At 73.8% G+C, this 12,561-nt stretch carries 15 protein-coding genes; 13 read left to right on the top strand and 2 right to left on the bottom strand.

Going from position 1 to position 12,561, the window contains the following annotated elements:
• Positions 1-109: 109 nt before the first annotated feature.
• From Scani_RS37215 to Scani_RS37200, 4 genes are all read left to right on the top strand, one after another.
• Positions 110-1,366, top strand: coding sequence for a cytochrome P450 (locus Scani_RS37215; RefSeq protein WP_159482057.1), 1,257 nt, complete (start codon positions 110-112; stop codon positions 1,364-1,366).
• Between the two features lie 151 nt (positions 1,367-1,517).
• Entirely contained in the window at positions 1,518-1,751 is a 234-nt protein-coding gene (locus Scani_RS37210) for a ferredoxin (protein WP_159482056.1), read from the top strand.
• A 280-nt stretch (positions 1,752-2,031) separates the two neighbouring features.
• Positions 2,032-3,531, top strand: coding sequence for an MFS transporter (locus Scani_RS37205; protein WP_159482055.1), 1,500 nt, complete (start codon positions 2,032-2,034; stop codon positions 3,529-3,531).
• A complete protein-coding gene (locus tag Scani_RS37200; RefSeq protein ID WP_159482054.1) occupies positions 3,528-4,223 on the top strand; it encodes a TetR/AcrR family transcriptional regulator in 696 nt (231 codons plus the stop codon). Before Scani_RS37205 ends, Scani_RS37200 begins: the two co-directional genes overlap by 4 nt.
• Before the next feature lie 79 nt (positions 4,224-4,302).
• Here the strand turns inward: Scani_RS37200 and Scani_RS37195 are convergent, their stop codons facing one another.
• Positions 4,303-4,734, bottom strand: a complete 432-nt coding sequence (locus Scani_RS37195; protein WP_159482053.1) for a nuclear transport factor 2 family protein — start codon at positions 4,732-4,734, stop codon at positions 4,303-4,305.
• A 112-nt stretch (positions 4,735-4,846) separates the two neighbouring features.
• Between Scani_RS37195 and Scani_RS37190 the strand changes: the two genes are divergently transcribed.
• Positions 4,847-5,416, top strand: a complete 570-nt coding sequence (locus Scani_RS37190; RefSeq protein WP_159482052.1) for a PadR family transcriptional regulator — start codon at positions 4,847-4,849, stop codon at positions 5,414-5,416.
• A gap of 179 nt (positions 5,417-5,595) precedes the next feature.
• On the top strand, positions 5,596-5,943 hold the full coding sequence (locus tag Scani_RS37185) for a hypothetical protein (RefSeq protein ID WP_159482051.1): 348 nt from the start codon (positions 5,596-5,598) through the stop codon (positions 5,941-5,943).
• Here Scani_RS37185 and Scani_RS37180 read toward each other — a convergent pair.
• Complete coding sequence (locus Scani_RS37180; protein WP_159482050.1) at positions 5,910-6,797, bottom strand: helix-turn-helix transcriptional regulator; 888 nt, start codon at positions 6,795-6,797, stop codon at positions 5,910-5,912. The genes Scani_RS37185 and Scani_RS37180 overlap by 34 nt on opposite strands.
• A gap of 118 nt (positions 6,798-6,915) precedes the next feature.
• Here Scani_RS37180 and Scani_RS37175 point away from each other — a divergent pair, with 118 nt between their 5' ends.
• From Scani_RS37175 to Scani_RS37145, 7 genes are all read left to right on the top strand, one after another.
• Complete coding sequence (locus tag Scani_RS37175; RefSeq protein ID WP_159482049.1) at positions 6,916-7,971, top strand: NAD(P)-dependent alcohol dehydrogenase; 1,056 nt, start codon at positions 6,916-6,918, stop codon at positions 7,969-7,971.
• Positions 7,972-8,397: 426 nt separating this feature from the next.
• Positions 8,398-9,000 (top strand): LAETG motif-containing sortase-dependent surface protein, encoded by a 603-nt coding sequence (locus Scani_RS37170; RefSeq protein WP_159482048.1) that lies wholly within the window; start codon positions 8,398-8,400, stop codon positions 8,998-9,000.
• Positions 9,001-9,040: 40 nt separating this feature from the next.
• Complete coding sequence (locus tag Scani_RS37165) at positions 9,041-9,745, top strand: RNA polymerase sigma factor (protein ID WP_174872807.1); 705 nt, start codon at positions 9,041-9,043, stop codon at positions 9,743-9,745.
• Entirely contained in the window at positions 9,742-10,443 is a 702-nt protein-coding gene (locus tag Scani_RS37160) for a chromosomal replication initiator protein DnaA (protein ID WP_159482047.1), read from the top strand. Before Scani_RS37165 ends, Scani_RS37160 begins: the two co-directional genes overlap by 4 nt.
• 185 nt (positions 10,444-10,628) lie before the next feature.
• Positions 10,629-11,234: a DUF4232 domain-containing protein gene (locus Scani_RS37155; RefSeq protein ID WP_159482046.1), complete on the top strand. Its 606-nt coding sequence runs from the start codon at positions 10,629-10,631 to the stop codon at positions 11,232-11,234.
• A 190-nt stretch (positions 11,235-11,424) separates the two neighbouring features.
• Positions 11,425-11,721, top strand: coding sequence for a type II toxin-antitoxin system VapB family antitoxin (locus Scani_RS37150; RefSeq protein WP_030084955.1), 297 nt, complete (start codon positions 11,425-11,427; stop codon positions 11,719-11,721).
• 154 nt (positions 11,722-11,875) lie between these two features.
• Positions 11,876-12,523, top strand: coding sequence for a LytR C-terminal domain-containing protein (locus Scani_RS37145; protein WP_159482045.1), 648 nt, complete (start codon positions 11,876-11,878; stop codon positions 12,521-12,523).
• Positions 12,524-12,561: the final 38 nt, after the last annotated feature.

The following is a 12,561-nucleotide window of genomic DNA, read 5'->3' as shown; positions in this document are numbered from 1 at the left end:
AGGTGGTCGCCGAAGCGGTTGCCGCGTTCGCAGAGCCCGTCGAGGAAAGGCGCCACCCGCACCGTTCGCCACGGCAGTGCCGTGTCCCGCTCGTGGAAGGACCAGCCGCATGACGACTGCAGAACGTACCGAGGCGGAGCGCAACACCGGCAGCACCGGCCCGAGTGAGGACCTCGCTCCCCTCAGCCCCCTCGCCGTCCCGGCCGCGCGGGCCGACGGCTGCCCCTTCGATCCCGCGCCCGGCGTCGAACGGGCCCGCCGGGAGGAACCGGTCACCCGGGCCACGCTGTGGGACGGCTCCACCTGTTGGCTGGTGACCCGTCATCAGGACGTACGGGAGGTGCTCGGCGACCCGCGGTTCAGCGCGGATGCGGCCCGCCCCGGATTCCCCTTCCTCACCGCCGGCGGACGGGAACTCGCCACCTCCAAGCCGACCTTCATCCGCCAGGACGACCCCGAGCACGCACGGCTGCGCCGAATGCTCACCGCCGACTTCATGGTGAAGAAGATGGAGGCGATGCGCCCCGAGGTACAGCGCCTCGCCGACGACCTGCTCGACCGGATGACCGCGGGGCGCAACGCGGCGGATCTGGTCGCCGAGTTCGCGCTGCCGCTGCCGTCCCTGGTGATCTGCCTGCTGCTCGGCGTCCCGTACGACGACCATGAGTTCTTCCAGGACCGCAGCCGGCTCCTGCTCAGCCTCCGGTCGACGGCAGAGGAGGTGCGCACCGCACAGGCGGATCTGCAGCGCTATCTGAGCCGGCTCGCCGCGGCCAAACAGCGCGAGCCGGACGACGGCATCGTCAGCCGGCTGGTCGCCCGCGGCGAACTCGACTTCGAGGAAATCGCCTCCATGGGGCGGCTGTTGCTGATCGCGGGCCATGAGACCACCGCCAACATGACCGCGCTGTCCACCCTCGCCCTGCTGCGCAACCCCGGCCAGCTGGCGCGGCTGCGCGAGGACCCCTCGTTGATCAAGGGGGCCGTCGAGGAGCTGCTGCGCTATCTGACGATCGTCCACAACGGTCTCCCGCGGGTCGCCACCGAGGACGTCACGCTCGGCGGCCGCACCATCCGCGCCGGCGAGGGCGTGCTGTGCACCCTCAACTCCGCCAACCGGGACGAGGGCGTCTTCCCCGGGGGCGACGCACTCGACGTCGGACGCGATGCCCGCCGCCATGTCGCCTTCGGCTTCGGCGTCCACCAGTGCCTGGGCCAGCCGCTCGCCCGGGTGGAACTGCAGATAGCCGTCGAGACGCTGCTGCGCCGGCTGCCGGACCTGCGGCTCGACATCCCGTTCGAGGACGTGCCGTTCCGCCACGACATGGGGATCTACGGGGTCCACGCCCTGCCGGTCGCGTGGTGAGCCCTCGTTCCGCCACCCGGCACCCCGGCGCGTTCCGGCCTCCCGGCCCTCCGTGATTCCGTCCTCTGCCCCTTCCGTCCTCATCGTCCTTCCGTTCCAGCCCGTCCGCCCACGGCCCTCAGGAGCCGGGCGGCCCGTCGTGGGGAGAACCATGCGCGTACACATCGACCAGGAGAAGTGCTGCGGCGCCGGAAGCTGTGTGCTGTCCGCGCCGGAGGTGTTCGACCAGCGCGAGGAGGACGGCATCGTCGTCCTCCTCGACGCCGAACCGCCCGCCGGTCTCCATGAGGCGGTCCATGAGGCAGCGGCCATCTGCCCGGCCGCGGCGATCTCGGTGGAGCAGGTGGAGCAGCTGGATCAGGCGGAGCGCGTGGAGCGGGTCTAGGGCCGGTCGGGCCCCGGCTCTCCGGACGAGTCCTGGCGGCCCGCCGGCGACAAGCCCTCGCGGCCCCGGCCCGCGCCGGACGAGCCCGACGGCCCCGGCCCACCGGCCCACCGGCCCACCGGCCCACCGGCCCACCGGCCCACCGGCCCACCGGCCCACCGGCCAGGCTCCTCGCGCATGCGGTCCGCCGTACGGCCTCGACAGGGGTGCACAGGCGTTTACCCTGGGGTGAACGCCTGTGCACCCCTGTCCGCCGTTCCGCCGCGCCCTACGGAGAGCCATGCCCGCAGCGATACCCGAGCCCGTGGCCACCGACCGCCCCGCCGAGGCCCACCACCCCCGCGCACTCGTCGGCGTCCTCGCCTTCTGCGGTGTCGTCGTGGCCGTCATGCAGACGCTCGTCGTACCGCTGCTGCCGCACATCCCCCGGCTCACCGGCGCCACCCCGGCCACCGCGAGCTGGCTGGTCACCATCACCCTGCTCACCGGCGCGATCTGCACCCCCGTCCTGGGCAGGGTCGGCGACATGTACGGGAAGCGCCGGGTGCTGCTGGCCTCCCTCGGCGTCCTGGTGCTCGGATCCGTGCTGTGCGCCGTCAGTTCGCAGATCGGGGTGCTCATCGCGGGACGGGCCCTCCAGGGCGCGGCGCTCGCGGTGGTGCCGCTCGGCATCAGCATCATGCGCGACGAGCTGCCGCCCGTACGGGTGCTGTCCTCGGTCGCGCTGATGAGCTCCACCCTGGGCATCGGCGCCGCGGTCGGACTGCCGGTCGCCGCGCTGGTCATCGAGCACTCCGAGTGGCACACCATGTTCTGGGTCTCGGCGGGCCTCGGGCTGCTGGACGTCGTACTGGTGCTGAGCTGTGTGCCCGAATCGCCGCTGCGCTCGCGCGGCCGCTTCGACGTCCTGGGCACGCTCGGCCTGACCGTCGCCCTGAGCTGCCTGCTGCTCGCGGTGACCCAGGGCGCCGGCTGGGGCTGGACCTCGGCGCCGACCCTCGGGCTGTCGGCCGCGGCCGTGCTGACCGGCCTGGCGTGGGGCCGGTACGAGCTGCGGTGCGCGTCGCCGATGGTCGATCTGCGGGTCTCGGCCCGGCCCGCGGTACTGCTGACGAACCTCGCCGCGCTGCTGATCGGCTTCGCCTTCTACGCCAACTCGCTGGCCACCGCGCAGATGGTCCAGGAACCCCGGAGCACCGGATACGGGCTGGGCGCGTCCCTCGTGGTCAGCGGGCTGTGCCTGCTGCCGGGCGGGCTCTCGATGGTGGCGCTGTCGCCGGTGTCCGCGCGGATCTCGGCGAAGCACGGGCCGAAGGTCACCCTGGCGCTGGCCGCCGGGCTGATGGCGGTGGGGTACGTGGTGCGCTTCTTCACCAGCCACCAGCTGTGGATGATCATCGCCGGCGCGACGGTGGTGGCCGCCGGCACCGCGATCGGCTACTCCGCGCTGCCCGCGCTCGTGATGCGCGCGGTGCCGGCCGCCGAGACCGGGGCGGCCAACGGCCTGAACACGCTGATGCGTTCGGTGGGGCAGGCCTTCTGCAGCGCGGCGGTCGCCGCCGTACTGGCCAATGTCACCTTCCGCGCGGGCGGCCGGACCGCGCCGACCCTGCATGCGTATCTGCTGGTCTTCCTCATCGCGGGCGGCGCCGCGCTGCTCGCCCTGGCTGTCACGCTGTGCCTGCCGGGCCGCCGCTCCGAACCGCCGGCCGGTACGGTCGGGCAGGTCCGGCGACCGGCCCCGCTGGGGCGGACGGCGCTCACCCAGGAGGACGCATGACCGCTCAGGCCGAGGCCGACACCGCCGCGGGCGCAGGCTCGGAACACCCCGGACCGGCGCCCGGCCCGACGCCCACGCCCGGCCCCGGCCCGAGCCCCGCCACCGCCGCCGGTACGCACACGAACGACGCCGGCACGGACACGACCCCCGCCACCGACCCCGCCCCCGGCCGTACCGCCATCCTGCGCGCTGCCCGGCGGGCCTTCGCCCTGCGCCCGTACGCCGAGGTCACGCTGCGCGGCATCGCGGCCGACGCGGGGGTGAGCGCCTCGCTGATCGTCAAGCGGTTCGGCAGCAAGGAGCAGCTCTTCACCGCCGTGGCCGACTTCGGACCGGCGGCCGACGCGCTGTTCACCGCGCCGCTCCCGGAACTCGGCCGGCACATGGTGCGCACGCTCGTCGGCCAACGCCGTGCCCAGCAGGGCGATCCGCTGCTGCGCGTCGTCTTCTCGCTGGGCATCAGCGATGAACGCTCGCTGCTGCGGGACCGGTTCCAGGAGCAGATCACCGGCCGGCTCACCGCCCTGCTCACCGGCCCCGACGCCGCCCTCCGGGCCGAGCTGATCGCCGCCCAGCTCCTCGGCCTGGGCGCCACCCTCAGCATCCACCGCACCGGCGCCGCCTCGACGGCCCCGCCCGAACAGCTCGCCGACCTCTACGCCCCGGCCCTCCAACGGCTCCTCGAAGGCTGACCGGCCCTTCGGCGGCTCCCAGAAGGACGGCCGGCCCACCACCCGGTTCCTCGAACGCCGACCCGGCCGGCCCGCGCCCTCACGGCCGGGGCACCAGCCCGTCCTCGACCAGCCCGGCGAGTACCGCCTCGCCCAGTGCCTGCACCGCGGACTGCGGCCGCACCATCACCGTGAACTCCTTGATCCGGCCCGCGTCGTCGAACTGCAGCAGGTCGATGCCGTGGATCTGCTTGCCGTTCACGGTGGCCCGGAAGATGAGGACCGTCGAGTCGGCGGAGCCGCCGTCCGGGCCCGCCGCCGTCTGGGCGCTGCCCGCGAGTTCGCCGACGTAATGGAAGTCCTTGAACGTGCGCAGCAGCACCCCGAAGAGCCCGAGCACCATCGGCCGCCCCTCGAAGGGCGTGAACTTCACCGGGCTGTACAGGCGCACGTCCTCGGTGAACAGCTCCTCCACCGCGTCGAGATCCGCTGCCTCCACCGCTGCCTTGAAGCGGTCCGCCGTCGTTCCCATGACACTTCCTCCTCGCCTCGACCGGATCGACCGAGCCATGACCGACCCCGATGACTCTTAGTCGCGACTATGATTAGTCATATTCTTGAGTATGGGAAGGGGCGGTCGGAACATGGCGCTCAAGCACGCGGTGCTGGCGGCACTGCTGGACGGCGAGTACAGCGGCTATCAGCTGGCCAAGGCGTTCGATGCCGGCGTCGCCAACTTCTGGCACGCGCTGCCGCAGCAGCTCTACGCGGAGCTGACCAAGCTGGAGGCGGAGGGCCTGATCTCCGGCCGCCAGGTGATCCAGGAGACGCGGCCCAACAAGCGGCTGTTCCAGGTCACCGACGAGGGCCTGGCGGAGCTGGAGCGGTTTGCGGCGGCCGCGTCCAAACCCTCGTTCATCCGCGACGATCTGCTGGTCAAGGTGCAGGCCGTGGACCGGATCGACGCCGCGCCGGTGATCGCGCAACTGGAGGAGCGGGCGCGGGTCGCGGCCGCCAAGGCCGAGGTGTTCACCCAGCTGCTGGCGCGGCTGCGCGGCGATCTGGACGAGGCGGAGTTCCTGGCCCGCGGCACCCGGCTCGGCCCGTATCTGACCTGTCTGCGCGGTCTCGGCTTCGAGCGGGAGACCCGTGACTGGTGCGAGCGGATCGCCGGCGTGCTGCGCGAGCGGAGCCGGACGCACCCACGCCCGTAGGACGCGCGGTTCGCGTCAGCCCCCGCAGAGCGCGCGCCCCGCGAGCCGGCCCCCGGACGGTCCGAACACCCACCGAGGGATCGTTTCGCCGGAACTCCTTCGTGTGACGACGGACATCACCGGCCGTATCACCGGGCAACACACATTCCGCACGGAAACGGAATGAAAGGGAACACCCCATGCGTCTTCGCCACACCGTCGCCACCGCCGTCGGCGCGCTCGCGCTCGCCCTGACCCTGCCCACCGCCCCGGCCGGCGCGGCCACCGGCCCCTTCACCTATGTGTACAGCGACTCGACGGGCACCCCGCACGTGGGCCTGCTCGCCGACCCGCCGAGCCGGGCGTGCCTCGCCCTCCCCGAGGTGACCGACCCGTCCGTCCAGCCCGCCCACACCCCGAAGAACTACACCTCATCCGTCGCGACGGTCTTCGCGGGCCCCAACTGCACGGGCGACTACTTCAGCCTCCGGCCGAACGGCGGTCACGCCTCGGATCAGCTCAAGGTCCGTTCCGTGGTCTTCTCCTGACGCGACGCCAGCAGCCGGAGCGCCGCGGCCGACGGCGACCCCGGTTCGGCGTGGTAGGTGATCACCTGCTGGTCGGGGTCGGCGGGCAGGGTCAGGGTCTCGTACGCCAGGGCCAGCCGCCCGACCAGCGGATGGTGCAGGACCTTGCCGCCGAACCCCTTGTCCTGCACGTCGTGGGCGGCCCACAGCCGCCGGAACTCCGGGCTCCCGAGCGAGAGTTCGCCGATCAGCGCAGCCATGGCGGGGTCGCCCGGATTGCGGCCCGCATCGCGCCGCAGATAGCCGACCACATCGGCGGCCTTGGCGTCCCAGTCCTCGTAGAGCGCGCGGGCCGTCGGGTCCAGGAACACCTGCCAGGCCAGATTGCGGCGCTCGGGCGGCAGCGCGGCGAAGTCCCCGAGCAGGGCGCAGGCGAGCCGGTTCCAGCCGATGATGTCCAGCCGCCGCCCGATGACGTAGGCGGGGACGTTCTCCATCGTGTCGATCAGCTGCTGCAGCGCGGGCCGCACCCTCCCCCGGGCCGCTTCGGAGCAGGGCGAAGCTCCGGCACGGACGACCGGGCGCACCCCGCGGGGCGCCGGGCGGGCCAGGTTGGTGAGGTGGTCGCGCTCGGCGGGGGTCAGCCGCAGGGCGGTGGCGACGGCGTCCAGCACCGCGGTCGAGACATTGCCGCCGCGGCCCTGTTCGAGGCGGATGTAGTACGCCACGCTCACCCCGGCGAGCTGCGCCAGCTCCTCCCGGCGCAGCCCCGGCACCCGGCGCCGCCCGCCGTACTCCGGCAGCCCGACGTCCTGCGGCCGCAGCCGGGCCCGCCGGGTGCGCAGGAACTCGTTCAACTCTGTGCGCCGGTCCATGACCGCGCTCTGCGGCCGCGGGCCGGGCCCGAGGGTGGTTCCGTCAGTGGTAGGCACGCCATGCATAGGTTCAAGGGTGCACTGGTTACGAGAAGCGGAACGACCCATTCTCGGTGTCATGACCCACACCTCTGTCTTCGCGTACGCCGCACCCGCCCCGAAAGCACCGCTGGAGCGGATCACGATTCCGCGCCGCGAGCTGGGTGCCCACGACATCCTGATCGACATCAAGTACGCCGGCATCTGCCACTCCGACATCCACACCGTGCGCGCCGAGTGGGGCGACGGCGGGGCCTTCCCGATCGTCCCCGGCCATGAGATCGCCGGTGTGGTCGCCGAGGTCGGCACCGAGGTCACCCGCTACGAGGCGGGCGACCGGGTCGGCGTCGGCTGCTTCGTCGACTCCTGCCGGGAGTGCGAGAACTGCCTGGCCGGCCTGCAGCAGTACTGCACCGGCGAGCTCGGCAACGTCGGTACGTACAACGCGACCGGCAGGGACGGCGAGACCACCCACGGCGGCTACTCCACCCACCTCGTCGTCGACGAGAACTACGCCCTGCGCATACCCGAGAGCATCCCGCTGGACGCCGCGGCGCCGCTGCTGTGCGCCGGCATCACCCTCTACTCGCCGCTCGCCCACTGGCAGGCCGGCCCCGGCAAGAAGGTCGCCATCGTCGGCCTGGGCGGCCTCGGCCACATGGGCGTGAAGATCGCACATGCGATGGGCGCCGAGGTCACCGTGCTGAGCCAGTCGCTGCGCAAGAAGGACGACGGGCTGCGGCTGGGCGCGGACCACTACCACGCGACCTCCGACCCGGCCACGTTCGAGGAGCTGGCGGGCACCTTCGATCTGATCGTCAACACCGTCTCCGCCAACCTCGACCTGAACGCCTACCTCGGGCTGCTGCGCACCGACGGCACCCTGGTCCAGGTCGGCGCCCCGGAGAACCCGCTGCCGGTCGCGCCGTTCGCGCTGATCCCCCGGCGCCGGTCGATCGCCGGCTCGATGATCGGCGGCATCCCGGAGACGCAGGAGATGCTCGACTTCTGCGGTGAGCACGGGCTGACCGCGGACATCGAGGTGATCGACGCGAAGCAGATCAACGAGGCGTACGAGCGGGTGCTGGCGAGCGATGTCCGCTACCGCTTCGTGATCGACACCTCGACGATCTGAGCCCTCTGACCCGCGGCCGCCTTCCGCCCGGTTCGGCTGAGGAGCGAACACGCCCGGGGCGGCCTGCCACAGGCCGCCCCGGGCGTGCGTGTGCCGCGACCTACCCGCCACCGCCGCGCCCAGAGCCGGCCGGCCCGAGGGGCCGACCGGCACGGACGAACCCCCGGCCGCCCGCCACCGAGCCGCAGCCGCAGCCGCATCGCGCGGATGCCGCGGCGCCGGCCGGGTGCCACACGCTCGCGGAGCGGATCCCCGTCCAACAGAAGACAAAAGGCGCACAGTTGGCGGAGCCGGGCGGCCGGACCAAGGCCGTGGAGAGGCTGCCGCGCGGCGTGAGCAGAGGGCGGCCCGGCGGGCGGACGCGGGGGCGGTGGAAACTTTTCCGCACCGCCCGGCAACCCCCGGCCCCGCCGCACGTCGTGACGGGTGAGGGCGCCAACCGGCGCCGCCCCGTCGAAGAACGTGGAGCAGCCGACCGTGAAGTTCACCCGTACCCCCCGCACCTCCGCCGGTTTCCGGCCGTACGCCCCCCGTCCGCGCGGTGCGGCCGGCGCCGGGCTGGTCGCGGCGCTCGCGCTGGCCGCGCTGTCCGCGGCCGGCACCGCACACGCCGACGGCCGGGCCGCACAGCCGCAGCGCGCGCACACCGCTCATACGGCCGCGTCGGCCACCCCGCGACCGGCCGAGGGCAGCACCCGGCCCACGCCCGCACCGGCCCGCAGCGTCACCCAGTCGCCGAGCCCCCGCCCCAGCGCCCCCGGCACCCCCAGCGCGTCGCCCAGCCACCCGGCGCCGCAGCCGCCCAGCGCGACGCCCCGCCCCAGCGCCTCGCCGGCCTCGCCCGGCAAGCGCGGTGACGGCCCCGCCGCGACCCCCCGCCCGGTCCCGGCCAAGGGCTCCGGGAGCGGGAAGGAACTCGCCCGCACCGGGTCCTCCTCCACGACCACCCTGGCGCTCGGCGGCAGCGCCGCGGCCCTGATCGCCGTGGGTGGCGGCACGGTCTACGCGGTCCGCCGCCGGCGCGGCTGAGCCACCGCGCGAGGCCGCCCCGCCCGACCCCGAGGAATCGATGGAGTACTCCGCCGGCCCCCGGCCCGCCCCGGTACGGTTCGCCCTGCCGGGGCCCCGGCCTGCCCTGTGGCGGTGGCTGCTGCGCACCGCCCGCCCGGCGGCCGCCCGCCGCGAAACACCGCGCCCCGGCAACCTGCCGCCGCCTTCCGTGTACGGCCGACCGGCGGGCGCCGAAGCCCGGTTGCCGGCCGGCGGCGCCCCGGCACCCCCCGAGCCGCGGCCGACGATCAGCGAGCTCTACCACGCCCACCGGCTGAACATGGTCCGGCTGGCCGTCCTGCTCGTCGACGACCGCGCCACCGCCGAGGACGTCGTCCAGGACGCGTTCGCCGCGCTCTACAAGCGGCACGGCGAACAGCTCGGCGAGGTCGACAACGCGCTCGCCTATCTGCGCACCGCGGTCGTCAACGCCGCCCGCTCGGTGCTGCGGCGCCGGCGGACCGCCCGGGACTACACCCCGCCGTACGAGGCGGATGCCCCGTCCGCCGAGGAGCGGATCGTGCTGGACGAGGAGCACCGGGAGGTGCTCGCCGCGCTGAGCGGGCTGACCGCCCGCCGCCGGGAGGTGCTCGTCCTGCGCTACTGGGGCGAGCTGACGGAAGCACAGATCGCGGCGACGCTGGGCATCAGCCGCGGTGCGGTGAAGTCGATCGCCAGCCGCGCACTGAACTCGCTGGAGAAGATCTTGGAGGAGCGGTCATGAACGGCCCCGGCACGGGTACCGGTCGCGCCGCCGGCGGCCCCGGCGACGGCGTGGGCAGCGGCCCCGGCACGGTCGGCGGGCCCGGCGACGGCGGCATCGGCACGGGCCCCGGCGGCACCGCCTCCGAGCACCCCATGGAAGACCGGCTGCGCCGGGCCTTCGCGGCGCGCACCGAGAGCATCGCCGTCCGGGACCTGCGGCCCGCCGCGCCCCCCGGACCGCACACCCGCCGCAACCGGCTGCCCGGCATGAAGCGGCCCTGGCCACGCCGTTTCGGCCTGCCGCTGGCCGCGGCCGCCGCGACCGCCGCCGTCGTCATCGGCTATCTGGCGATCGCCCCCGGCACCCCGCCGGACCGCCGGCCCGCGCCCGCCACCCCGCCGAGCCCCGTCGACCCCGCCCCGTCCCCGACCCGTACGGGATCCACCCCCGTACCGTCACCGAGCCACCCCTCGGCGGGTCCGCACCGCACGGCCCGCCCCACCGGCTCGACGCCGCCCGGCGCGCCCGTGTCGGGGTCGCCGCGTCCCCCCCGTTCGGGCAGCCCCACGCCCCGGCCGACGGACCAGCCGTCCGGTGGCTCCTCCTCGACCGGCCTGCCGCCGCCCTCCACGACCCCGTCGGCCGGTCCCACCCCGCACGGCAGCTCCCGCGCGGTGCCCGGCAACGGAGACAGCTCCCCGTCGCCGGGACGGTGAGGCTCCCCGGACGGGCACGCACCGTCGCCCCCGCCGGAACCAGCCACCCGCGATCCCCTGGGACAGCCCGCCGTCCGCCGCGGGCAAGGGGCCAAAACCAACGGCCTGCGTTAGCCGCGCGTTAGCGGATCACCAGCACCCGCGCCGAAGGTCGTATACACGCCACCGTCCCGGGGGAGCTCCCTATGCCGATCACCGCCAGCAGCCGGGCCGTCGCCGCGGCCGCCCTCGTCACCGTCGCGCTGACCCTGACCACCGCCTGCCACGACGCCCCCGGCAACACGTCCGACAATCCCGTCTCCGCCGTCTCGCCGGCCCCCGGCACCGCCACGGACGACGGCAACCCCCCGGGCCCCGGCGGCCGGGTCGCCTGCACCCCCGAGATGCTCAGATTCCACGCCGGCGCACTGCCGCGACGGGACCGCCGCATGCTGCTGACGGTCACCAACTTCTCCGACCGGACCTGCGACTTCGCCGCCCAGCGCTACCCCCTGCTGCGGTTCGGCGACGGCCGGCGGGCCACCCTCCCCGCGATCGCGGCGAGCCGGCCGCCCACCGTGGTCTCGCTGGCGCCCGGCGCCACCGCGTACGCCGTGATCACCACCTCCGCCGGCAGGCCGGGCGGCCCGGGCCACCGGGGCCGGAAGATCTCCCAGTTCGGCGTCGCGCTGACCGGCCGCGCCGCCCCCACCCAGGTCGGCCTGGACGGCCGCGCGCCCGTCCATGTCGACCCGCGCACCGCCACGGTCACCTACTGGCGGTCCAGCCTGGACGCCGTCCGGAAGTGGTGACGGTCCGCGGCGGCGCCGCGAGCGGCGCACCGCCCCCTCCAGGACGCGCCGTGCGGTAGCCCGTTCGGGTCGCATCCGGCCATATCCTCCGGGCCGACCCTCCCCAATGATCCAAATTTGCCGTCAATGATCCTTTTGCGTTGCTGCGGCATGGCTGCGCCCGGTGCCGCTCGCCCGGTAGGCTTTCCGTGTGATCTTCAAGCGCATCGGAAACGGCCGGCCGTACCCGGACCACGGCCGGGAGAGCACCCGCCAGTGGGCGGACGTCGCCCCGCGCCCGGTACGCCTCGACCAGTTGGTGACGACCAAGCAGCAGCTCGATCTCGAAACGCTGCTCGCCGAGGACTCGACGTTCTACGGCGACCTCTTCGCGCATGTCGTGAAGTGGGAGGGCGACCTCTACCTGGAGGACGGGCTGCACCGCGCGGTACGCGCGGCCCTTCAGCAGCGCCAGGTGCTGCACGCCCGCGTGCTCGAACTGGGCTGACGCACGGCCTCCCGGCACAACTGGCCGGAAATCCCCCCTTACCGCCCGGCACCACCCAACCCACCCTGTCCGTATTGACCCTTTTGGGTTGGGTCTCGCACGACGCGTTGATCATCTAGTAGGCACGGCCTGCCTCCCGCACTACGCTGCGCCCATGAGCATGCTGACGCCCCCAGGGATGGGCGGTAAGAAGTACCGCATCACGGGCGACAGGTATCCGCGGATGCGCCGTCCCCGCCACCGTCGCCGGATCGTCCTCACCCTCGTCGCCACGGCCTGCGCTCTCGGTCTGGCCGGCTGGGGGACCCTGCAGCTCATCGACGTCTTCGGCGGCCGCGGCAGCAGCGCCCAGGCCTCCCAGGACAAGCAGCACTGCCGGGACAGCGGCAAGACGGAGGCGGCGCAGGCCAAGGCCGCCGAGGAGAAAATGCCCGCGCCCGGCACGCTGACCGTCAACGTCTTCAACGCCACCCCGCGCTCCGGACTCGCCAAGCGCACCGCCGACGAGCTCCAGAAGCGCGGCTTCAAGATCGGCAAGGTGGGCAACGCCCCTGCCGCCTACGACAAGAAGGTCAAGGGCACCGGGGTGCTCCTCGGCCCCAAGACGGCACAGGACCCGCTGAAGGTCCTGGCCACCCAGCTCGCCGGTGCCCAGCAGAAGAGCGACGACCGCAAGGGCGACGACCTCGACCTGATCATCGGCGACACCTTCAAGGACCTGACCACCCGGCAGAACGCCGCGAAGTCCCTGGCCTTGCTGACGCACCCGTCCCCGGTCCCGGCCGCCGACACCAAGTGCTGACCGCATGCGGACGGGCCCCGCACCACCGTGTGGTGCGG

This window comes from Streptomyces caniferus (genome assembly GCF_009811555.1).
GTDB lineage: Bacteria > Actinomycetota > Actinomycetes > Streptomycetales > Streptomycetaceae > Streptomyces > Streptomyces caniferus.
This window is presented reverse-complemented; position numbering and strand designations above follow the sequence as displayed.